Raw genomic sequence first — 22,658 nt, 5'->3', positions numbered from 1 at the left:
CCCAATGTTAGCCCCTCTGGTTAACATTAACGCAACAACGTTAATATTTATAGACCATTTGGTCAAGTTTTGTTTTTTGGTAAATTGATTATATGCAGCGGATAGAAGTTACCCGAGCAAAGCATTTTGAATTTAGGGCTTCAGATGCTATGCAACAAAAGTAGAAAGGGAAGAAAAATTAAGCATTGATGGGCATCGCGCTATTTTCCGATGAAAACAACTTTGTCATCTGTCAAATTGGGTAATGCGTAATTGTGTAACTTCGACCTAGAGCCTTCCCCTTGCGCTTTTGGCGGGTAGAATTGCTCTTTTTCATCTTGATGATCGACGAATAAATCATCCAACGCGGAACGTATTTCACTGAGGGTTTTATCTAAATTAGCGGTAAAGTCTGGTCTTTTACGTTTAGTGTGCCCCAAATCAATTAAGCGATAAAAGTATTTATTTGCGGTTTGTGCAAGTTCGTCTGGCACATCACTGCTATTGCTTAAATTAGCGCTTTTATCATGTATACAAAATTCGACCAATGCAGCATAAAAACAAAATGGCTTATTCGGTAGTACAACGGTCGTCGTGTTGTCGATATAGCTCAGGGTTTTGTTTTTTAAATCGATAATCAATTGATGTTGATGAGCGACTTCTTGCTCGTTTTGCAGAACAACCGCATTTTTATGTGTAGAGCGCAGTTTTCTTATATATAACAGGCTAAGAATAATCGCTAATATAATCGGAATAACACTGAAATAATCAAACCAAAATAGAGCATTTTTTGTGTACTGTATAACTATTTTCTGATCATTAGTTTGAAGATAAGCCTCCCATTTTTCAACGTCTTGTTTTACATCAGGTGCCATTATCCCTTGAATGCTAGTCACATAAATTGGGGATGTTCGTTGCTCTAAAAGGTCATTTAAATCGCCCAAATACAGGCTTACAGAGCGTGCGTCTGCAACTGTTTTGAATTTAGAATTGGCTAAACGCAATTTTGGTAAGTCAATAGCGATGCGTTTTTCGATACTGGCTAAAAACTGTGTTTGGTTTGAGGTCGTTTGGAAATGCACACCTACGACAAATGCAATTTGAAATACCAACCAAGTTGTTAAAAAAACGGCAGCGTAAATTAGGTTATTTTTCATCTAATTGCTGCTCCTCTTCATTTAATGGCGGCTGGCAGTGGTTGGGGATAAGCTGAAGTTGACTGTAGTAATCTGATTGAGTTTCAGCTGATAACTTTAATAAGGTATTTTGAATTTCGCATATCAAATCTGTATTGCGAGTTTCCATTTTTAAGTACCATTTGCTACCACTAACTTTCGTTTTTATCGGCGTAATGTAATTCGCAGAGAATCGCTGCTCGTCTTCGTCTTTCCAAAAGGACGAGATGATATCAACCTTACCGGCAGCTAAAAGATCGCGCAGCGCTTCGTGGGAGTTAACGTAGACTATTTCCATATTTGCTTCAGATATACCTAAGTCATTCATCAAACCTTTAGGTACGATATGCCCTGAACGGCTACTGGGATAATCCAATAAGCCTAAGCGTTTCCCCCATAAGTATTGTTTAGTCAGTTCCGGTTTTTCTTTTAGGGAAATAAGATAGGTAGAATAGTCTTGATATTGGGCGATTGTTTGATAGCGGTAAGTGGTTTCTACAGCAAAAGCAAGCATCACATTTTCTTTAACTAATGCAAGGTCAGCGATACCTTTGCCGACATATTGAATGATCTCTTGTTCGTTATGACTCCATTGAATTGACACTTCACCGTATTGACGATTGATGGTTTGATTGCTACATAAAGAAGAAAGAAGTTTGCTCGCCATTCCTTGATCGGTTATAAAAACAACAAAAATGTCACTATTTTTTACCGATTTTGTTTGGCAACTGAGCGATTCAGAAATTAAATTAGATAAATCTTCACTTTTTATCGCGCCTGAAAAAACACCAGTATACCAACTGGCAAGCATGAAAAGTCCCGATAAAATAGGTAGGGTTATGGTGCTCGTCGACAAAATGTTAATCTATACTCAAGTTAGGTGTTTTTACTTATTGAACTGATTTGACCAGTTAGTCTTACTTAATGCAATAGGTAAGTTTACTTAAGTAGGTTAACCTATTGATTATTAATGATTACTAATAAGAAGTTATGAATGCTATTAAGGGGTTTTTACTTTGCGAAGATTGGTCACACTAACTAAGTCGAAGTTTGTCACATATCGTTTCAGGCCACGGCAAATAAAAAATAATAGTGGTCGTTAATAGATAAGATTTTGAAGCGGGCAGGGAAAATTTGACCATTTAGTCAGATTGTTCGGTTATTAGTCAGTGCAGTAATATAAATGCAATAAAAAAATAAAATAATAGCGGCATAAAAACTAACACGATTTACTATTCACAATAATTAGGAAACACACAATGTTAAGAAAAACTAAGCTCACTAGCATTGCGCTTGCAGTTGCCATGTCACTCGGCATGTCTTCAGCTGCATTCGCACAAACTACTTCTTCAGGTATGACAGGTCAGATTGTTGGTCCAAATGGTAATCCAGCAGCAGGAACGGTTGTTAAAGTAACTCATGTACCTACTGGTGCTGTAAAAACTGCTACGGTTAACTCTGCAGGTACTTTCAATTTAAATGGTCTGCGCGTAGGTGGTCCTTACACGATTGAGCTAGATTCAAATACATTTGCTGACCAAACGATAGAAGATGTTTACCTTAGTTTGGGTGAAACAGCGCCGATTAACCGTGCCTTGACTGCAGAGGACAATATTGAACGGATATCGGTTTCCGCATCACAAGTTAGCAGTTTATCTTTTGGTAAAATTGGACCTGGCGCTAACTTTGATTTAGCAACGCTAGAAAATGCACCAGCCATTAACCGTGACTTGACTGATATCGTAAGAATTGACCCTCGCATCTACGTTGATGAAGGCGGAAGCGGCGGCATTCAGTGTGTGGGTAAAAGCCCTCGTTTCAACAGCTTAACTGTTGATGGCGTGCGCATGAATGACTTGTTTGGTCTTAACTCAAATGGTTACCCAACAGAGAGAATGCCTTTCTCTTATGATGCGATTGAAGGTGTTGCAGTGGAAATTGCACCGTTTGACGTCATCTATGGTGGTTTCTCAGCGTGTAATATCAGTGCTGTAAGTAAGACGGGTACAAATGAAGTGCACGGTTCTGCATTCTATGATTACGGCAGCAATGACCTTAGAGGTGACTCGTTAGAAGGCGACGACATCAACATTGGCGACTACACAGAAAAACGTTATGGTTTCAGTGTTGGCGCTCCATTAATTAAAGATAAATTATTCATTTTTGCAGCATATGAAAAACTCGAAGGCGCAAATATTTTTGATCGCGGTGTAGCTGGTTCAGGTGCGATCAACGAAGTAGCCCTTACGCAAACTCAATTAGATGAAATTATTCGTATCTCGAATGATTTATATCAGTTTGACCCAGGCACAGTTCCTTCAAGCCTTGCAAACGAAGATGAAAAGCTTTTAGTTAAATTAGATTGGAACATCAACGAACAACACCGAGCGTCTTTCACATATAACTGGAATGATGGTAACAACTTTGCTGAATCAGATGGTGATTCAGACGAATTTGAACTGTCTAGCCATTTGTACGAACGTGGTGCGGAACTGACGTCTTATTCAGGTGTATTGTATTCTGATTGGAATGATAAATTCTCTACCGAAGTGCGTCTTTCTTATACTGAATTAGATAATCGTCAAAACTCACTTACCGGTGATGGCAGTGTTGGAGGGAATGACTTTGGTGAAGTTAAGCTCTTTTTAGATGATATGACCGTCTTTTTAGGTTCGGACGATAGTCGCCAAGTGAATGATCTCAATTGGGATGCACTTAGCATGATGTTCCGTGGTAACTATTACCTTGATAACGGTCATAGTCTTACGTTCGGTTACGAAAGTGACGATCTAGAAATATATAACATCTTTGTACAACACGCTGAAACGTCACTTTCTTTTGATAGTATTGCAGATTTTGAAAATGGTATCGCTAGTGACGTTGAGTATGGCCACGCCTATTCAGGTGACATTAATGATCGTGCTGCGGAATGGGGTTACACATCGCACAGTACCTATATTCAAGATGACTTCTACTTAACAGATGATTTGAAAGTAATAGCGGGTTTACGTTATGACTGGATAACCACGTCTGATAAGCCTGTAGAGAATGCAGATTTTCTTGCTGGTAATGGTTACAGTAATACGGCAAACCTAGATGGTATTAGTTTACTTCAACCGCGTATTGGTTTGAACTATACCCTTAGCGACAGTACTGAAATCCGTGGTGGCGTAGGCTTATTCTCTGGTGGTAACCCGAACGTTTGGATGACCAATAATTACCAGAATACCAACGTAACTGGCGGTGAAGTAGACGGTGGTGATTTCGGTTATGACGATGGATCTCGCAGCTTGTTTGATGATGATGTGGTTTGGGCCAATGTTGAAGATGGCGCGCCAGTTGGTCCAGGCTATGGTGTTCCTTCTGAACTTGACGACTTGTTGGATAGTGGCGCCGCAGGTAATTTTGAATCAAATAACTTAGATCCAGATTTCAAAATGCCAAGTGAGTGGAAAGTATCAGCGGGTATAACGCACGTAACTGATTCTGACTTCATCCTAAACGCAGATTTATTAGTGTCGTTTACGCAAGACCAAGCGATGATTAAGTATGTTGGTATTGATGAAGTTGGATTTACTGATGAAGGTTATGTTGATTATGAAAGTAATGGTTATGGTTCTCTTGAACTAACTAATTCTGACGAAGTATCTACTTCTTATTCATTGACAGGAACCTTAGAGAAGACTTGGGATAATGGCTTACGCTTGGTCACTGGTTACTCCTATAACCATGCTGAAGATGTACAGCCTATGACAAGTTCTGTTGCATTCTCCAATTATCAATATCGTGCATTTACTAATCCAAACGAAGATGTATCTTCGTTATCAGATTGGAACATTGAGCATCGTTTTACTGCTGACTTTAGTTATGCAATTGAACTCTTTGCAGGTTTAGAGACACGCTTCAACATGTATGCATTGGCGCAATCAGGTCGTCCATATAGCTTCACTCTATCTCAAGATGTCGCCAACAACGAAATCTTTGGATATACACCGTATTTGGACAGCAACAGCGTGCTTCCTATCGGAGCAGAGCGTAATGATCAAGAAAGCGATTGGTGGACAAAAGTGGATATCGCGGTAAGGCAAGAGATCCCAGCATTTGCTGATGGTCATACAGCCACCGTTAGCTTGACCATTGATAACTTCACTAACATGATTAACGATGACTGGGGAATTTTGGAAGAAGTATCTTTCAATACTGCCACTATCGGGAATACTTCACCTCAAAGTCGTCAAGGTGATGCATCTTTGTGGGAAATGCGTATTGGTGTTAACTACAGATTCTAATCATTAAATTGGTTATGCTAAGAAGCCGGCTCTTGTAGCCGGCTTTTTTATTTGTTTAAAGGAAATCATAAATGCACAGGGCGTTATTGTTAATAACATTATGGATGGGAGTCGTTTTTGTGAGTCATGCACAAACAATAAGAATAGCGACGTTTAACGTCAGTATGGAAGCGAGTAATTACTTGCCTAAGGATGTCCAGCCTAAGGGACATGAGTTGTTTGAAAACCTTGCTTTTGGTAAGCACCAGCAGATACGTAATATCGCCGAAATCATACAACGAGTGCGCCCTGATATTATCTTGCTTAATGAATTCGATTACACGGAGAATGAAGCTAAAGGAGTAAAAGCATTTATTAATAACTACTTGGCAGTTTCGCAAGAAGGCATCGAGTCAATAAATTATCCCTATTATTATTCTGCACCGGTGAATACAGGTGTGCCTTCCGGGGTAGATCTTAATCATAACGGCAAAAATACCGATAACGGTGGTGATACCTTTGCTTTTGGTTTGTATCCAGGGCAATACGGCATGGTGCTATTAAGCCGATACCCAATTGAAAGCGAGCAAGTGAGAACATTTCAACATTTCCTTTGGAAAGATATGCCAAACGGTCTACTAAATAGTGTGAAAGCAGAAGATGGCACAGATTGGTATTCGCCTCAGGCAAAAGCGGTATTTAGGCTCTCGTCAAAGTCCCATTGGGACGTACCCATTCGCATTAACGGAAACGTAATTCATATATTGGCTAGCCATCCGACACCGCCTGTTTTTGATGGACCAGAAAACCGCAACGGGAAACGTAATCACGACGAAATTCGCTTTTGGGTTGATTACATATCGGGCTCAACTAAAGCTGATTATATTTATGATGATCAAGGGGCGTTTGGTGGCATAAGTAGCGAAGCGTTTGTCATTTTAGGGGATTTAAATGCGTCAGCAGAAGAAGGAGATGCATACAAAGAGGGAATTCAAGCATTGCTGAGCCACGACGCAATTAACGCCAATATGATACCCACCAGTAAAGGCGCATCGTTACACACTAAAAATAGTGTTTATGCAGCCACTCACACGGCTTTTTGGCGAATGCGTGCTGATTATGTGTTAGCCAGCACTAAACTCGGTGAGGTGACTGACAGTGGCGTATTTTGGCCTACCCCACAGGATCCCCTATATCGATTAATTCAAAATCGCCAAGCTTCGTCTGACCATCGTTTGGTATGGGTTGATGTGCAATTAGAAGCTGGCCACAAGTAATAATGAACGTTTGTGACCATTTTAATTACTGTACTCGCCCCTCTAGCGAATGCATGAGGGAGAGTTATGTTGGAAGATTTCGGTTTAGACGTTTTCAAAAAGGGCTTCAACGCGCACGCGAATTTCCTCGATCTGATTAATATCCGAAGGCGCAATAAAAATTGTGTCGTCGCCTGCTATGGTGCCCAATACACCATCTTTTTGACTTAATGAGTCAAGTAATCTTGCAATAAGTTGGGCAGCGCCGGGGCTTGTACGAATAATGATCATGACGTTGTTGTGCACTATGTCCAGTACTAGCTGGCGCAGTGGACTGCGCGCCGTGGGCATGCCTAGCTCTGGCGGCAAACAATACACCATATCGCCTCGGGCGTTACGCGTTCGCACTGCGCCAAACTTACTGAGCATGCGGGATACTTTAGATTGGCTGATATTATCAAAACTTTGTGTTTTGAGCGCGTCGACAATATCACCTTGAGAGCCAAAGTTTTCGGCCTTTAAGATATCCTTAAATGCCTTGATGAGTTCTTCTTGCTTATTAGTAGCCATATATTCCTCTGTTTATGGCGGCTATTTTGCCTTAGTACTTGAAGTTAAGCAATTTGCCCTCACATAGAATTTCGTACAAATCCAGCTCAGCATTTAATTGTTTTTTCGCGGGTCTTGCATTAATGTTTCGCTCGCGAATTGATTAGCATTCCACAGGAGAGATTTATGAAAGTAGCGGTATTAGGAGCAGCTGGCGGTATAGGCCAAGCGTTATCATTGTTGTTAAAGACTCAATTGCCAGCTGGTACAGAACTAGCTTTGTATGACGTAGCCCCTGTCGTACCTGGTGTTGCAGTTGATTTAAGTCACATTCCTACCGATGTTAAAGTTGAAGGTTTTGGTAAAGATGACCTAGCTAAAGCATTGACAGGTTGTGACATCGTGCTTATTCCTGCTGGTGTTCCGCGTAAACCTGGTATGGATCGTTCTGATTTATTCAACATCAATGCTGGGATTGTTAAAAACCTAGTTGATGGTGTTGCAGATAATTGTCCTGAAGCATGTGTGTGTATTATTACTAACCCAGTTAACACCACGGTTGCTATCGCAGCTGAAACGTTGAAAGCTAAGGGTGTCTACAACAAGAACAAGTTATTTGGTGTAACAACCCTTGACGTTATTCGTGCTGAGACTTTCGTTGGTAACCTTCGTGGCCTGAACCCTGCAAACGTTCACGTTCCTGTTATCGGTGGTCACTCTGGTACAACTATTTTACCTTTGCTTTCACAAGTGGAAGGTGTTGAGTTTACTGATGAAGAAGTCGCAAGTTTGACGACTCGCATTCAAAACGCGGGTACAGAAGTAGTTGAAGCTAAAGCTGGCGGCGGGTCTGCAACTTTATCTATGGGCCAAGCAGCAGCTCGTTTCTGTTTATCTCTTGTTGCTGCGATGCGCGGTGAAAACGTGGTTGAGTATACCTACGTTGAAACTAACAGCGATGACGCACAATTCTTCTCACACCCAGTTCGTTTGGGTAAAAACGGCGTTGAAGAAATTCTGCCTTACGGTGAGTTGAGTGATTTCGAGCAGAAGGCTAAAGAGTCAATGTTAGAAGGCCTACGTGGCGATATTAAGTTGGGTGTTGAATTCGTTAAAAACTAATTCTTGCCCAATATATAAAAAAACCAGCGAAAGCTGGTTTTTTTATATTCGTAATTCATCAAATCAATATCATAGGTAGTTAGTTACTAGGCCGCCATAGGGTTTTGAGCTAATGGTTTTGTTGGTCGAGTTGCCACATTAGGATCTTTTACCTGACCCGCCGTGCCTGCAATAAGTGGCGTATTGCTTGAAGCAATTCTTACCGACGCGAGCTTAGCGTCAATGCACTGACGTATATCTTTTGCGGTATATCCTGAACGAACTTTAATACGTACATGTGGAATACGCGCAGCGTCTAACGCCCCGCTTACAAACCAATCTCGTTGGCGCTTGTACCCATCTTTACCATTTTGATTGGCATGCACTAAATCGATTGCGATAACGGGCGACATGTCATCTTTTGCACACAGGACGAAATCAAGTTGCCGACCACTGGTGCGACTATATGCGTTTTTACTGGTCTTTTTGTTAGCACTTTCGCGTGTTGCAACTACGTCTGACAGTTTCACCCGGCACATAATACGAAACTGATTACCTACAGCTTCGTCAATAAGAGCGAGAAAGCTACGCTCGACGGGGGTAAATAGATTCGTCTTCTTTTTAAACGGGAAGGTTAAACTTGGTTCATTCAATTTTACTGCACCAATCGCGACCACGATTAATATCATCATTAAGATAATTGCCAATTCCATACCTGCTCCTATAGGCCTGCCAAATATTTGACAGTTTTTGCCTGTGTTGATACCTACAGAAGATATAGCAAAGACAGTGCCAGACGTTGCGCTTAAATGTTAGGGAACAAATTAGGCCGTAGACCCATCGAATTTAGCTTGGGTTAATCAGTATATCTACTTGGCTACCTAGACCATCTGGGGAAATTACGATGATTTTATGATTGCCTTCTAAATGCAGCAAAATTCGATTGTGATCGAACGCTTGCGTGAAGGGGGTGTCTATTTGTTGACGGAAGAATAGCTGAACTGCTTTAGGCGGTTGGTTGCTGTGGTACGTTATTGAAGCGGGAAGTGTTCTGGCAAAAACGTGGCATGCGCTGGCATCAAACGAAAGCTGTAATTGGTAGAATACAGTGGGGCACGTATCTGCATGTATGTCTTCTGCCTTTTGCGTGTCATTAGTTGCCAGCGTTTCACTACTGAATAAAACATTCGTTAGGCAGAAGAATATGGTTGCTGCGGTCAATGCTAAGGTATTAAACATATTGAGCCCTTTTCTATACGTCTATCATAATAAGTTTACCGCTTATGACAGGCAATCGTTGATGGCGTATCTTAGGTATGTAATATCGATTCAGCGTATAACGGGTAGTAGAAGCTATGAACATATTAAGAGAATATATTCGGTTAGCCATTTTTGCCATTGGACTGCTTTGCGGTGTGCAGATACCTGCATTTGTAGATCAGTACCAAAAAAGAGTGGATGCACACTTACTCGAAGCCCAGCAAAGCCTAGTTGGATTTCAGCAGACTGCGGAACGTTATTTTGACGGTGATCTTAATAAGCTAATTGCGCACTACCAACGTAGTCCTGACAGAGTCTTCAATCAAGACGCCCTGAACGTTAGGGCCATATTTCAACGCGAACAATCTTTGCAAAGTCAGTGGGATAACCTAAGAGCCGGTGTTGTTAAACGTACTTATTATTTATTGACGCATTATAACCCACAAATTTTGCAAGAAACGACCAATCAATTCAGTTATACGGTCCCGCTTGATCCTGCAGCGTTAGGTTGGGGGATTTGTATGGCACTATTGTTTGCTGCGCTTTTTGATGCATCGGTGGGGCTAAGTGCCAAAACGTGCTCAGTTTGCTATCACGCAATCCGTAAGCAAAATACACCTTCACGTTAGCTGCAATACACTAGCTACTTGATGTAAAAATGGTGCTGTACGCAAAAGAAAAGCCGCGCAAGTTAATTAACTTGCGCGGCTTTTTGTACATACTTTTCAATATTTAATTCTGTTATTTACCAAAGCTAGGTATTTAATCACGTTCGATAAGGTGCTGACCTTTTACAAAAGTGTCATACTCTTGTTGACTGATTTTGTCATCACTATTGACATCAGCATTGTCAAAATGCTCGGCAATCGCTGCGTCACTTGCTTCATCTTTATTGATGAAACCATCTTCGTCAGCATCTACGTCACCAAACGCTTGTTTAATAGGTTCTGGTTGTTCAGGGATCTTTAAAGCTGGATTTTCGTTTTCTAAATCTGCGTTAATCTTTGTAGTTGACGATGCTGCAATCCCAGATTGACTGTCGTCAAGTTGCTGATTTAAACCCTCAGTACTTTGATCAATATTATGATCAATCGCTTCTTGTCCCTGTAGACTAAGCTCTTTAGCATTATCTAACGCATTTTGGACATTGGATTCAGCATCTTTCATCTGGTCTTCGCTATCGGTCATCGCGTTAACGTCATCATGACTGTCGTGCTCAGTGAGCTGCGTACTCAGTTCGGCGTTACTGTTTTGCGCTTTGGCCGAAATAGCATTTTGCTTCGCGCGGCTTAATTCACTATCGGCTGCGCTGATTGCTTCATTACTGCTGGTGCCTACTTCATCAAGGGCATTTTCTGCATGGGAGTCAACCGTGTCTGCTAAGTCGATATCTGCTTCACTATAGATGCTTGCGTAGGTATTAAATTCGCGCGGATTAATTTGACCATCAGCATCTTCATCTACTTTAACAAAGACATTCCAAATATTATCTTGCTTTGCTTCTTGCTGTGAGACGAATCCATCTTTATTGCTATCTAATGCAACAAAGGTCTTGTCTGTAAGTTCAGGCATTTGAGGTGCATCGGACTGTTGCTGTGCGGCAAATGCTGATGTTGCTAATAGACTGGCGATAATTGATGCTAGGGTAAGTTTTTTCATAAATCGTTCCTCGGTTCGTGTTTCTCCGTAAATCACTTAGGAGACGTTACTTTCAAGGAAACTAATACATAACTCATGCCATTTAAATAATGGCTTTAATTTCAATGAGTTAATTGAAATTGAAAAATTATATATATCAAATATTGCGTAAATATAGCGACACAAATGAAATAAGTTCATCCATAGGACGATGATATTATTCATGCTAAAGGCGGGGGAGCAGATTGAGTGTGAGACTATTTTGCAACAACGTCACACTCAGGAATTGATAAACGCTTACACTGTAAACGAAGCCCCACAGCCACAGGTTGTCGTAGCATTAGGGTTATTGACCAAAAAGCGTGAGCCTTCTAAGCCTTCGGTATAATCCACTTCGCCGCCAACAAGGTACTGTAAACTCATAGGGTCGACCACTAAGGTAACTTGATCTTTATCGATCGTGGTATCACCTTCATTAACTTTTTCATCGAATGTGAAGCCATATTGAAAGCCTGAACATCCGCCACCAGTGACGTAAACACGTAGTTTTAAGTTTGGATTTTCTTCTTCATCAACTAACGCCTTAACTTTACGTGCGGCGGCGTCGGAGAATTCGATAGGGACTGCTGTTTGCACCGACATAAATTACCTCTGTGTATACAAATTGGTGATTGGGGATAGCGCGGATCTTAGATTTCTACAAAAGCGAGCTAATATTGCCGACATTATCTAATACCTGACTAATCTAGTCAACTATTCACTTGACGATAACACCCAATCAAATGTTTTGCTTACCTCGCCTAATTTGCGTTTGTATTTATATACATCTGCGCTGATCACAACCTTTTCTGGTAAAAAGTTTGGTGGAAGCTGAAATTCCCGCTCCAACATTTGAAAATATTTGAAGATAAATTGCAAAGGCTCACTTTCTTCCTTAACAAGTTGCGTTAAGGAGTAAGTCACGGGTTGTCCATTTTCACTGCCGTGTAGTACTAGTCTTAGGTCGCCATTTAGCGTGGTTTTTATCTTATCTTGTTGCAGTAAGACCAGCTTAAATCTGAAATATCCTTCGCTTAGGGTTTTCTCTATCGCAAAACCGTCAATGGCTAATCCGGTGGCATTTAATTCAGGAGCCATCACTTGTTGGTAAAACGCCAGTTCTTTGCGTAACGATACTTCGCGACTAAGCGCTTGCTCTATTTCCTGTGACAAATTGCGTTGGGCTGATTGAGCAATATCTAGTTCAACGCTCATTACATTCACTTGCTGAGAAAGAGCGGCGTTTTCAACCCGTAAGTTCTCGCTACTGCTTTTAAGTTGCGTTAAAAGTTGCTGGCGCTCTTGGCTTAAATTGAAGCCAAAAGAAAAGGCTAAATAAGCGGTAGCTAATATAATTAAGGAGCAAACCGCGTAAAATTGATAGGGGCCGAAATAGCGCCTTAACTCTGAATAATTCACAAACTACTTAACCTTGCTAGCACACTAAAACCAACGATATAAGGTAATTCCTTACATTACAGCGGCTTGTGATAAGATGCTGTAATTCTGTATCGTATTAATAGCGCTAATATATGTCCCTTAATGCATTTCGACAAGAGCTGGCTACGCCGCGCACCTCTATTCAATTGTGTGCCTTGGGTATTATTGGTGGGGTTTGCGCTGCATCTGTGATTATTCTTTTCCGCTTAAGCGTAGAATGGTTACAATTATTATACCTCGACGAGGTTAATAATTTTACGACTTTATCTGGTATTGAACGTCTCGTTTTGCCCGTTATTGGGGTGTTGCTTATTCTATTCGTCGCCTATTTAACAGGCTTTAAGCAATACCGTATGGGTATTCCATTTGTTATTCACCGGGTTAAACAGTATTTCGGTCATATCCCTTTTCGTACCACGATAAATCAATTCTTTGGTGGTGCATTTGCATTGGCCAGTGGTTTTTCAGTGGGACGAGAAGGCCCTTCTGTACATCTTGGGGCTGCAGGCAGTAGCTTCTTCGGACAATGGCTTAAATTACCGCACAATAGCATTCGTATTTTATCGGGCTGTGGAATTGCTGCTGGGATCTCCGCTTCTTTCAATACCCCATTTGCCGCTGTCATATTTGTCATGGAGGTCGTCCTACGGGAATATAAAATTCATATTTTTATTCCTATAATGTTAGCCGCCGCAATTGGCACGGTTATGACCAGAGCCGTATTTGGCCAAGCTCAAGAATTAGCATTTATTGAGTTTTTTGAATTCAGTCGTTGGATCTACCTGTACTTGATTTTATTCGGCATTTTGCTTGGGGGCCTAGCAACATTATTCAACAATGCGTTGATGAAGGTAATGCACCTTTTTCAGGGTTTTAATATGATAAAACGTTTATTGATCGCCGGTGTGATAACGGGTGGGGTAGGGTACGTGCTACCTGAAGCATTGGGAGCGCACTTTTTTTCGGTGCACGAAATGGTCTTGCAACAGCAAGACGTAGCCTTGTTGGTGGCGGTGCTTTGCGCTAAATTTTTTATCACTATTATTGCCATTGGATTGGGGATACCCGGCGGTATTATGGGTCCTGTCTTTGTGCTTGGTATGCTAAGTGGTGCGTTACTCGTTGCGCCTCTGGGATTAGCCGTTGATAATGTTGAACAGCTTAGTGGTAGCTTTGCCTTGCTTGGCATGGCGGGTTTGATGACTTCGGTGGTGCATGCACCACTTGCCGCGTTGTCTGCTGTTATGGAGTTATCTTACAGCCCTGAACTTATCCTGCCAGCCATTTTGGTTATTGTACCAGCCTATGTTACATCTACTCAGTTCTTGGGGAATAACTCGATATTTATCCGACAATTAGATTATCAAAAATTGCCCTATACCACATCGCCGGTACTTGAAGCCTTACAAAAAACCGGTGTATTGGCGGTGATGGACAAAGAATTCAAGTTGTTTAACAATGCTCAGAAACACCATATTCTACAGTTTTTAGAGACATCACCTACCCATCCCGTTGTACAGCGTAATAGCTTCGAAATTGATGCGCAGTTTTCACTTGTTCAATACGACATCAGCCTTAGTAGGGAAGAGTCCTCATTGGCTTATTTTACGATGCAGGGCGTCTCTTTTCAGTCGACATTGGCAGAGGTTTATCAGTTATTGCAAAGCAGTCGTCAGGGCGCGGTGTACGTTTACGAAAACGAGCCAAGCAATATCACGGGAGTGATCACCTGGAATACGTTGCGTAGTTATTTACATAAAGCACAATTTTAATTATTTACCCATGACTATATTATTCGGAGTTAGTTAGTTGACTATTTTGTGGCTCAAAGCATTACATGTATTTTTTATGGTGGCGTGGATGGCGGGTATTTTCTATTTGCCTAGACTATTTGTGTACCATGCTCAAACGGATATTCAAGCGGTGCGTGATCAGTTCAAAGTGATGGAGCGCAAGCTGTGGTTTTTCATTACCCCTTTTGCTGTATTAACATTGGTATTTGGTGTCAGTCTTATTTATCAATACGGCGCGTCATGGTTTGCTAGTTCGGGATGGTTGCATATAAAGCTTTTATTGGTCGTGTTGTTATATGGTTATCATTTTTATTTGTATCATCTAGTGAAGGTATTTGCTCGCGATGAGAATACCCACTCATCACGCTTTTATCGGTTCTTGAACGAAGCGCCGGTGCTCGTTTTACTCATTATTGTGTGCTTGGCTGTGGTTAAGTTTGTTTAATACCAATAAATAAGAAAGGAAGAGTGTAAATATTTGTAAAACATGCCCCATGTTGTTTGCGTTCAACAGGGCATTTGCTAATCTGGAAAGGTAAAAACTAATCAGAGAAAGTCATAATATGGATGTTGTGCAAGTAAAATTACAAACCCTTTTGCGGCAATCTGATATCGCTTTTGAAGAATATAAAAAGCATCCCAACTCCCCCGATAGAGCAGAAGCGTATGAGAGCGCTAAGTTGGCACTTGATGAATATATTGCAAATATGCGTACTGCTTATGAGAAGCGTTTAAAATAATAATATTTTATATCTAAATACTCTGCTTATTTTTTGATAAACCCATTTAGTAACCCTCTATGTAGTTTGTCGCAATGAATATGACACAGATCTGTCATCAGGCATTTATCCCACGGCTAAGAAAATGCTATCATTCTTCGATTGTATGGCGCGCAAGTAAAGTCCTAACCTTAAGTTAACTGCTCTTCAACGTTGCCAGTCTATTTCTAATTACAGAGTCAGATTTAATGTCAGATGATTTAACCCAGCATTACTCGCAAATCCTTTCGATTTTAGGTGAAGACACCACGCGGGGTGGTTTAGTGGATACACCTAAACGAGCCGCCAAAGCTATGCGGTTTTTGACCAATGGTTATGAGAAAAACCTCGATGAAGTAGTTAATGGCGCCATATTCGAGGCGGATACAGATGAGATGGTTGTGATCCAAAACATCGAATACTATTCATTGTGTGAACACCATATTTTGCCCTTTATTGGTCATTGTCATATTGCCTATCTTCCTAAAGGTAAGGTTTTGGGGTTGTCTAAGTTTGCTCGTATCGTAGACATGTATGCGCGACGTTTACAGATCCAAGAAGGACTGACCAAGCAGATAGCTGATGCGATCCAAGAAGTAACCGGCGCTGCGGGCGTAGGTGTTATCATGGAAGGCAAGCATATGTGCATGACGATGCGTGGTGTGCAAAAGCAGAATTCTTCAATGGTAACGTCAGTTATGCTTGGGGCAATGCGAAGATCGGACGCCACACGAAATGAGTTTTTGCGTCTTATAGGCAAATAAAGTCTCAATTTATTGCCAATAAAAACATTATAGATATGCCAATACTTGATTTTTCTAACGTATTGGCATGCTTTTCTCATACTTATTCCTCCAACCCGTTTAAGCGTGCATGAAGTCGTTATATGCACAGACCTTTGCTCCAATATGGTGCGCCTGCATCATTTTTGTATGGAAATTCACATGACAGTTAAACCTAATATCCCTTTTCAGGGCGTTATGCGCCGTGTAGCCACCGTTTCGTTATTTAGTACGTTGATGGTTACCAGTGTATTTATGAGCGCAAATGCGAATGCAAAAAGTACTGAATCGTTGAGTCAGTATGGGCCTCGCACTTTTGATGTAGAAAATAAATGGACCGCGATTGTGGCGGCATATGAGCCTGAAATTAAGGCTATTGATGCCGCGATTGCTAAATTACCAGATGCGAAGATCAGCAAAACAGTTTCTTTCCAAGGCGTGAAATACCAATTAGGCACTTATAAAGGTGAGCCCATTGTTATTTTCACCACTGGGATAAGCGTACCTAATGCAGCAATGACGATGCAGATGGCGTTGGATTATTTTCCCATTGATAGAGTGATTATGATGGGTATCGCTGGTGCTGTTAGCAGTGAGTTTTCTCCCGGCGATATTTCAGTACCAGCAAGGTGGTATTTCCACGATGAATCGGTGTATGTCAATCCAGACCTTGAGAAAGAAGGCGAGTTTGTGTTGCCTGATTATTACGAAAAATCCTTAGCGTCGTTTTTAGAACGCCGTAAGCAAGATCCTGATTCACCTGCTTATGAAAATTTTGGTTTTATTCATCCTGAAGAAATGGCTGTAATCAAAGAAGGATGGGACAGTCCGCGACAAAAACCGTACTTTAGTGCGTCAACTGAACTGTTAACACTAACAAAAAAAGCGCTTGAAAAGGTGAGCCCCATCGCCATGCCATCAGGTAAGGCTATTCACGTAAAAGTAGGCGGAAATGGCGTAACAGGCTCAGTATTTTTAGATAATGCCGAATATCGCAAATGGGTACGGCGAGTATTTAACGCCGATGTTTCAGAAATGGAATCAGCAGCTGTTGCGCAAGTGTGTTTTGTGAATGACGTTGATTGGGTGGTGATCCGTTCCATCAGTGATTTAGCCGGTGGGCAACAAGGCAAAAATGTTGAGAATGTTTTTGACGGTATCGCATCTGGCACAGGTGCTAAACTGCTGTTAGGCGTATTAGACGAAGTGGTCGCACTAGAAAAGCAATAACGAGCGCTCTTTATACATTATTTCAATAAACCATTAGAAAAATGCGTTAGATAGTAAAACACCGTCAATTGACGGTGTTTTTATTAGCTTTTAGCGTGATGTTTGAACGTGCTCGTTTTTATTCTTCTTCACCACGTTCTACGACTGCATTGTGGTAAACGTCTTGAACGTCGTCACAGTCTTCTAACATGTCGATGAATTTATCGAACGTCGCTACGTCATCGCCAGAAACAATACTTTCAGTTTGCGGAACAAACGTTATCTCTTCAACTTCGAACTCTTGGTCAGGATTTTTTTCAGTAAGTGCCGTACGTGTCTTGTAGTATTCAGTGTGCGGCGCAAACACAGTTATCATACCATCTTCACATTCTACGTCGGTTACGTCGACATCTGCTTCCATCAACACTTCTAATACCGCGTCTTCATCATCACCGGGAAAAGAAAATACAGCCTGATGGTCAAACATATGACCGACCGTACCTGTTACGCCGATTTTAGAGCCTGTCTTGGTAAAACAGTTGCGTACATCTGTGATGGTGCGATTATTGTTATCAGTTAAGCAATCCACAATGACCATGCAACCACCTGGGCCAAAACCTTCGTAACGTGCTGGTGTGAAATCTTCACCTGCGCCGCCGGCAGCCTTATCAATGGCTTTGTCGATTACGTGACTGGGGACTTGGTCTTTCTTAGCTTTTTCGATTAATCTTCGTAACGACAGGTTGGCCTGCGGATCTGGGCCACCATTTTTAGCAACTACGTAAATCTCTTTACCGTATTTCGAATAGACTTTGGTTTTAGCGCCGGCAGTTTTTGCCATGGAAACCTTACGTACTTCAAACTTTCTGCCCATTTATGTTCTCTTTTTTGATACAAATATAATGATATGACTGAGATTTTACCGATAAACGCACGAATTGTACAAAACCCTTTAGTCGGGTTACAACACGTTTAGTTGCTTAAGGCAGATGCTCAGTCGCTAAATAATCGTGAGATTGCATTTCTTTTAATCGGCTGAGACAGCGACGAAATTCAAAATTTAAACTGCCCTGAGTATAAAGTTCCTCAAGGGGCACTTCTGCTGACATGATTAACTTAACATTGCGCTCATAGAACTCATCTACCATGGCGATAAAGCGTCTAGCTATATCATCAATAACTAAACCCATTTGCTCTACATTAGCGAGCAAAATTGAGTGGTAACAACGACTTAATTCCATGTAATCAGTTTGACTGCGGGGGCCGTCACATAAGGCACGAAATTCAAACATGGCTACACCTTGAGCATAATGAATGGCAGGAATAGGGCGGCCTTTAATGATGATAGCCCCATCGTGATGGCACTCATCAGATGCTAACTGGTTAAAATAAACAGCCAGATTGTCAGTTGCTACAGGCCCCAGAGGGTAGTGATAAATCTCGGCTTGTTGCAGCGTGCGCAGGCGATAATCCACTCCGCTGTCGACATTGATGACCTGGGTATTTTGATTAATTAAGGCAATCGCTGGTAGAAAGCGTGCTCGTTGTAATCCATTACGGTATAACTCATCCGGAATAATATTTGAGGTCGCTACCAATACAATTCCTCTGGCGAACATTTCTTCCATGAGCGTGCCTAAAATCATAGCGTCAGTAATGTCAGAAACAAAAAACTCATCGAAACAAATAACGTTTGCTTCACTGGCAAATTTCGCCGCGATGGTCTTCAGCGGATCAGATTGGCCTGCGAGGCCCTTTAGTTCTTCGTGTACTCGGTGCATAAAGCGATGAAAATGAACTCGCATCTTTTTTTCAAACGGCAGGCAATCATAAAAGGTGTCGACTAAATAGGTCTTACCTCGACCAACGCCGCCCCAAAAATATAAGCCCTTTATAGCACTGGTCTGTGCATCTTTGCCTATTACGAACTTAATTTTGGTCCAAAGACTAGGTTCTCGATGAGGTTCTACGAGTTCATCATACAAACGTTGCAATTGTTTGACTGCATTGGCTTGAGCAGGATCTGAGTGAAAGTCTTCGCGCTGTAGGTCTAGTTGATATTTTTGCCAAGGTGTTAAAGCTGACATAAGGCGTGTTTTTTCCTTCTACTGAATGACCTTAAAATTCGCGATACTGACGACGTTGGGGTATTGAATACAAATTTAATGACCGCATAAATGCATGACAGGGTTATAATATCAAAACACGGCGTTTTTTGCGCTGTCAGCTTGTATAGTTTATAAATTATTGCCGTTGGTTACTGTAGCGTTTAGTAGTTTCCCGCATTTTAAGCGGATGTTATTTTCACAACCTTATTATTGGAGTAGGTATGGATTGGTTAATTGGTGTGGTTTTAGTGCTGGTTGGCGCTGTGATTGGTTTCTTTGTTGCAAAATATGTCTACCTTGAAAGCACTAAATCGTCGAAAGACAACCAAAAAGAGCAAACCTTAAAAGATGTTATGGTACAACAGTCGTTGACTCACGTAGCTCAAAGTAGAAAAGTGGCTGAACAACTGGAGCAGCAATGCCAAATATTAAATCAAAATTTGGATGAGTACGAGAAGTCTCTAGAGCTCTTAAATAGTGACGCTCAGAGCAGCAACGTAAGCTTTTTTGGAGAGCACGCATCACCTTTCTTGCAACATAAAGAGCAGAAAGTGAAACGCGACAAAGACAGCGCAGATGTGCAACCTTTAGATTTTTCAAATCAGAGCTCTGGGTTGTTTAGTGGTTCTGAGAAAGCTGCCGCTGAAAAGCAGTCAAAGTAGCTGAACAACATTCCTGTGGGAACTTTTTAAAGTAGCTCACAGTCTTTATTGTGTTTATTTTAGCTAATAAGTTATCAATGGAGTTATCGTTAAATGAGTAAAGTTATCAACCGCACTGCCATCACTAGTTGTGTTTTTGCGGCAAGCTTAATGATTGCCGGTTCGGCAAATGCCGCCTTGCCATTTTTTTCTAGTGACAATGAGCCTGTCACTAGCCTTGCGCCGATGTTGGAAAAAACCACTCCAGGGATAGTAACTATTTCTGTTGAAGGCACACAAGTTTCGCGCCAACAAGTACCAGAAGTGTTTCGACGTTTCTTCGGTGGTAATGGTGAACAAGTCCAAGAACGTCCATTTAAAGGGTTGGGGTCGGGCGTGATAATTGACGCTAAAAAAGGTTACATTGTTACTAATAATCACGTGGTTGATAATGCTGACGAAATTACCGTTAAATTAAATGACGGTCGTGAAATCAAAGCCAAGAAACTTGGTGCCGATGAGCAAAGCGATATTGCATTGCTTAAAATTGATACTGATAACTTAAATTTGGTGGCTGTCCCTTTAGCGGATTCAGACAAAGTACGTGTTGGTGATTTCGTGGTAGCTATCGGCAATCCATTTGGGTTAAGTCAAACAGTCACCTCGGGTATTGTTAGCGCTTTGGGTCGTTCGGGTCTTAACATTGGTGGCTATGAAAATTTCATTCAAACTGATGCGGCAATTAACCGTGGTAACTCAGGTGGAGCACTAGTTAGCCTTAATGGTGAGTTGGTTGGTATTAATACCGCTATATTTGGTCCTAATGGCGGTAACGTAGGTATTGGTTTTGCGATCCCTGCTAATATGATGAAAAGCTTGGTTGATCAGATTATCGAATTTGGCGAAGTACGTCGTGGATTACTCGGCATATTGGGCCAAGACGTGGATTCAGGCCTAGCAGAAGCGATGAATCTAGATGTTAGCCGAGGCGCTTTCGTTAGTGAAGTATCTGAAGGTTCAGCGGCTGACAAGGGTGGAATTCAAGCAGGCGATATAATTGTCGAAATTGAAGGACGACCCGTTACGAGTTTCTTGGAACTTCGCGCTAAAATAGGCAGTAAAGGCGCAGGATCAAAAGTTAACTTAACCTTGCTGCGCAAAGGTAAAGAGAAACAAGTACAAGTTGTGTTAGGCGATGCAACTCAAAATACCGTTGCAGCAAAAGAGATTCACCCCGCGCTGGAAGGCGCTACGCTAACCAATGGTAAAACGAAGCAAGGTGTCGATGGTGTCGTTATTTCTGACCTAGTCGCACGTTCGCCTTCGGCTCTTATTGGCCTTCAAGACGGTGACGTTATCATTGGCGTTAACCGGCACAAAATCGACAATGTTGTTGATTTGCGCAACGCACTTGATGAATCTAAAGGCGTTATTGCACTTAATGTAAAACGTGGTTTATCTACCCTTTATTTAGTAATCCGTTAGTAATATCAATTTAATAGCAGCCCCGGTACTGGGCTGCTATTAACTTTTTCCCTTCAGTGTTATTCTTAACCTCTGATAAGTAAGCTTTTATTAGCAGGTCCCTTGAAAGATTCATTAACATTTTTGATTAAATCCGCATTAGTCGGTGTCATCATCTCTGGAGTAGTACTCCTTTTGGTGCCTGATTTGCGTCATGGCAGCGGACTAAACTTAGCTGTGTTCAGCCCTGTCAGGCAAACATCTGACAAGCTTAGTTTCAATCATGCGGTCAATGTTTCTGGCCCTGCTGTGGTAAACATTTACAGTCAATCAATTGAAAGCGGTAGTATTTATAACCGTAGTCAGGCTGTTGAGCGCACTAGTTTAGGTTCGGGTGTGATTATGACTGAGGGTGGTTTGATTCTTACCTGCCTGCACGTCATCGCAAATGCAAATAGTATCTTGGTTGGCCTGCAAGACGGGCGCAGAGCTGAAGCGCAAATTGTGGGGTACGACCCTTACACCGATTTGGCTGTGTTGAAAGTGGCTGAAGACAACTTACATGTGATCCCCCAATTAGAAGACCCTGATACGCGCGTAGGGGATTTGGTTTTAGCCATTGGTAACCCGTACAATTTAGGTCAAACAATCACTCAAGGCGTTGTTAGTCGCGTTGGGCGTAACGGATTGGCGGCTTATTTCGATTTTATCCAAATGGATGCCGTGCTTAACGAAGGTAATTCCGGTGGGGCCTTAGTTGACAGTAACGGTTATTTAATTGGCATTAATAACGCTAACTTCAAAACATTAGATAGCCAGCGAAGAGTGAAAGAAGTTGATGGCGTGTCTTTCGCTATTCCTTACGGTCTTGCTAAAAAAGTAATGGACGAAATTGTCGCTAATGGCCGTGTTACGCGGGGACAACTTGGTGTTGGGGCGGCTGAAGTTTATGGTCGCACAGGCATCTTGATTACCAGTGTCACCCCTGGTAGTTCTGCTGATAAAGGTGGCATTAAAACCGATGATGTTATGCTCACTATTAATGGTGAGCCAACAGATAGTGTTACTCAGACATTGGATTATATTGCTGAAACCAAGCCCGGTAGTGAGCTTCAAATAGAGGTAAGCCGAGGCGGTGAATTATTGACCTTAACGGTAGTAGTCGCCGAACTGGGTCGGCCATAAGATATGATTATTC

Annotated in this window: 22 protein-coding genes; 12 read left to right on the top strand and 10 right to left on the bottom strand. The window is 41.6% G+C overall.

Annotation, left to right across the window (positions count from 1 at the left end; translation table 11 throughout):
* Nucleotides 1-200: 200 nt before the first annotated feature.
* The gene (locus GQR89_RS18275; protein ID WP_158771376.1) at nt 201-1,136 is read right to left on the bottom strand and encodes a hypothetical protein; all 936 of its coding nucleotides are present in this window, start codon (nt 1,134-1,136) and stop codon (nt 201-203) included.
* Nucleotides 1,126-1,965 carry a PhnD/SsuA/transferrin family substrate-binding protein gene (locus GQR89_RS18270; RefSeq protein ID WP_158771375.1) on the bottom strand — a complete coding sequence of 280 codons (840 nt, stop codon included), beginning with the start codon at nt 1,963-1,965 and terminating at the stop codon, nt 1,126-1,128. Before GQR89_RS18270 ends, GQR89_RS18275 begins: the two co-directional genes overlap by 11 nt.
* A 448-nt stretch (nt 1,966-2,413) precedes the next feature.
* Here GQR89_RS18270 and GQR89_RS18265 point away from each other — a divergent pair, with 448 nt between their 5' ends.
* Both GQR89_RS18265 and GQR89_RS18260 read left to right on the top strand, forming a co-directional pair.
* Nucleotides 2,414-5,443: a TonB-dependent receptor gene (locus GQR89_RS18265; RefSeq protein ID WP_158771374.1), complete on the top strand. Its 3,030-nt coding sequence runs from the start codon at nt 2,414-2,416 to the stop codon at nt 5,441-5,443.
* A gap of 71 nt (nt 5,444-5,514) precedes the next feature.
* Nucleotides 5,515-6,699, top strand: a complete 1,185-nt coding sequence (locus GQR89_RS18260) for an endonuclease/exonuclease/phosphatase family protein (RefSeq protein WP_158771373.1) — start codon at nt 5,515-5,517, stop codon at nt 6,697-6,699.
* An 84-nt stretch (nt 6,700-6,783) separates the two neighbouring features.
* Here the strand turns inward: GQR89_RS18260 and argR are convergent, their stop codons facing one another.
* Nucleotides 6,784-7,248, bottom strand: coding sequence for a transcriptional regulator ArgR (gene argR / locus GQR89_RS18255; RefSeq protein WP_158771372.1), 465 nt, complete (start codon nt 7,246-7,248; stop codon nt 6,784-6,786).
* 165 nt (nt 7,249-7,413) lie between these two features.
* Between argR and mdh the strand changes: the two genes are divergently transcribed.
* Nucleotides 7,414-8,349 (top strand): malate dehydrogenase, encoded by a 936-nt coding sequence (mdh, locus tag GQR89_RS18250; protein WP_158771371.1) that lies wholly within the window; start codon nt 7,414-7,416, stop codon nt 8,347-8,349.
* 86 nt (nt 8,350-8,435) lie between these two features.
* Here mdh and GQR89_RS18245 read toward each other — a convergent pair whose 3' ends face one another.
* Together GQR89_RS18245 and GQR89_RS18240 are read right to left on the bottom strand one after the other, a co-directional pair.
* Nucleotides 8,436-9,041, bottom strand: coding sequence for a DUF2726 domain-containing protein (locus GQR89_RS18245; RefSeq protein ID WP_158771370.1), 606 nt, complete (start codon nt 9,039-9,041; stop codon nt 8,436-8,438).
* Between the two features lie 133 nt (nt 9,042-9,174).
* The gene (locus GQR89_RS18240) at nt 9,175-9,567 is read right to left on the bottom strand and encodes a hypothetical protein (protein ID WP_158771369.1); all 393 of its coding nucleotides are present in this window, start codon (nt 9,565-9,567) and stop codon (nt 9,175-9,177) included.
* Between the two features lie 116 nt (nt 9,568-9,683).
* Between GQR89_RS18240 and GQR89_RS18235 the strand changes: the two genes are divergently transcribed.
* The gene (locus tag GQR89_RS18235; protein ID WP_158771368.1) at nt 9,684-10,217 is read left to right on the top strand and encodes a DUF2937 family protein; all 534 of its coding nucleotides are present in this window, start codon (nt 9,684-9,686) and stop codon (nt 10,215-10,217) included.
* Between the two features lie 133 nt (nt 10,218-10,350).
* Here GQR89_RS18235 and GQR89_RS18230 read toward each other — a convergent pair whose 3' ends face one another.
* The 3 genes from GQR89_RS18230 to GQR89_RS18220 form a co-directional block, all read right to left on the bottom strand.
* The gene (locus tag GQR89_RS18230) at nt 10,351-11,247 is read right to left on the bottom strand and encodes an EF-hand domain-containing protein (protein ID WP_158771367.1); all 897 of its coding nucleotides are present in this window, start codon (nt 11,245-11,247) and stop codon (nt 10,351-10,353) included.
* Nucleotides 11,248-11,523: 276 nt separating this feature from the next.
* On the bottom strand, nt 11,524-11,868 hold the full coding sequence (erpA, locus tag GQR89_RS18225) for an iron-sulfur cluster insertion protein ErpA (RefSeq protein WP_007990224.1): 345 nt from the start codon (nt 11,866-11,868) through the stop codon (nt 11,524-11,526).
* Between the two features lie 111 nt (nt 11,869-11,979).
* Nucleotides 11,980-12,684: a DUF6776 family protein gene (locus GQR89_RS18220; protein WP_158771366.1), complete on the bottom strand. Its 705-nt coding sequence runs from the start codon at nt 12,682-12,684 to the stop codon at nt 11,980-11,982.
* Nucleotides 12,685-12,797: 113 nt separating this feature from the next.
* Between GQR89_RS18220 and GQR89_RS18215 the strand changes: the two genes are divergently transcribed.
* The 5 genes from GQR89_RS18215 (at nt 12,798) to GQR89_RS18200 (ending at nt 17,268) form a co-directional block, all read left to right on the top strand.
* Nucleotides 12,798-14,477, top strand: a complete 1,680-nt coding sequence (locus GQR89_RS18215) for a chloride channel protein (RefSeq protein WP_158771365.1) — start codon at nt 12,798-12,800, stop codon at nt 14,475-14,477.
* Nucleotides 14,478-14,514: 37 nt separating this feature from the next.
* On the top strand, nt 14,515-14,943 hold the full coding sequence (gene hemJ / locus GQR89_RS18210; protein WP_158771364.1) for a protoporphyrinogen oxidase HemJ: 429 nt from the start codon (nt 14,515-14,517) through the stop codon (nt 14,941-14,943).
* A gap of 118 nt (nt 14,944-15,061) precedes the next feature.
* Nucleotides 15,062-15,238, top strand: a complete 177-nt coding sequence (locus tag GQR89_RS21380; protein WP_199271339.1) for a hypothetical protein — start codon at nt 15,062-15,064, stop codon at nt 15,236-15,238.
* Between the two features lie 227 nt (nt 15,239-15,465).
* Nucleotides 15,466-16,020, top strand: coding sequence for a GTP cyclohydrolase I FolE (gene folE / locus GQR89_RS18205; RefSeq protein WP_158771363.1), 555 nt, complete (start codon nt 15,466-15,468; stop codon nt 16,018-16,020).
* Between the two features lie 255 nt (nt 16,021-16,275).
* Nucleotides 16,276-17,268, top strand: coding sequence for a purine phosphorylase (locus GQR89_RS18200; RefSeq protein WP_370461086.1), 993 nt, complete (start codon nt 16,276-16,278; stop codon nt 17,266-17,268).
* A gap of 118 nt (nt 17,269-17,386) precedes the next feature.
* Here GQR89_RS18200 and GQR89_RS18195 read toward each other — a convergent pair whose 3' ends face one another.
* On the bottom strand, nt 17,387-18,121 hold the full coding sequence (locus GQR89_RS18195; RefSeq protein WP_158771361.1) for a YebC/PmpR family DNA-binding transcriptional regulator: 735 nt from the start codon (nt 18,119-18,121) through the stop codon (nt 17,387-17,389).
* Between the two features lie 106 nt (nt 18,122-18,227).
* Nucleotides 18,228-19,334 (bottom strand): cell division protein ZapE, encoded by a 1,107-nt coding sequence (gene zapE / locus GQR89_RS18190; RefSeq protein WP_158771360.1) that lies wholly within the window; start codon nt 19,332-19,334, stop codon nt 18,228-18,230.
* A gap of 242 nt (nt 19,335-19,576) precedes the next feature.
* Here zapE and GQR89_RS18185 point away from each other — a divergent pair, with 242 nt between their 5' ends.
* The 3 genes from GQR89_RS18185 (at nt 19,577) to GQR89_RS18175 (ending at nt 22,645) form a co-directional block, all read left to right on the top strand.
* Nucleotides 19,577-20,017, top strand: coding sequence for a ZapG family protein (locus GQR89_RS18185; protein WP_158771359.1), 441 nt, complete (start codon nt 19,577-19,579; stop codon nt 20,015-20,017).
* Between the two features lie 93 nt (nt 20,018-20,110).
* Nucleotides 20,111-21,481: a DegQ family serine endoprotease gene (locus GQR89_RS18180; RefSeq protein ID WP_158771358.1), complete on the top strand. Its 1,371-nt coding sequence runs from the start codon at nt 20,111-20,113 to the stop codon at nt 21,479-21,481.
* Between the two features lie 102 nt (nt 21,482-21,583).
* Nucleotides 21,584-22,645: a trypsin-like peptidase domain-containing protein gene (locus GQR89_RS18175; protein WP_158771357.1), complete on the top strand. Its 1,062-nt coding sequence runs from the start codon at nt 21,584-21,586 to the stop codon at nt 22,643-22,645.
* Nucleotides 22,646-22,658: the final 13 nt, after the last annotated feature.

The sequence above is a fragment of the Paraglaciecola sp. L1A13 genome (assembly GCF_009796745.1).
Taxonomy (GTDB): Bacteria; Pseudomonadota; Gammaproteobacteria; order Enterobacterales; family Alteromonadaceae; genus Paraglaciecola.
The sequence above is the reverse complement of the archived record's forward strand: the minus strand, read 5'-3'. Positions and strand labels throughout refer to the sequence as shown.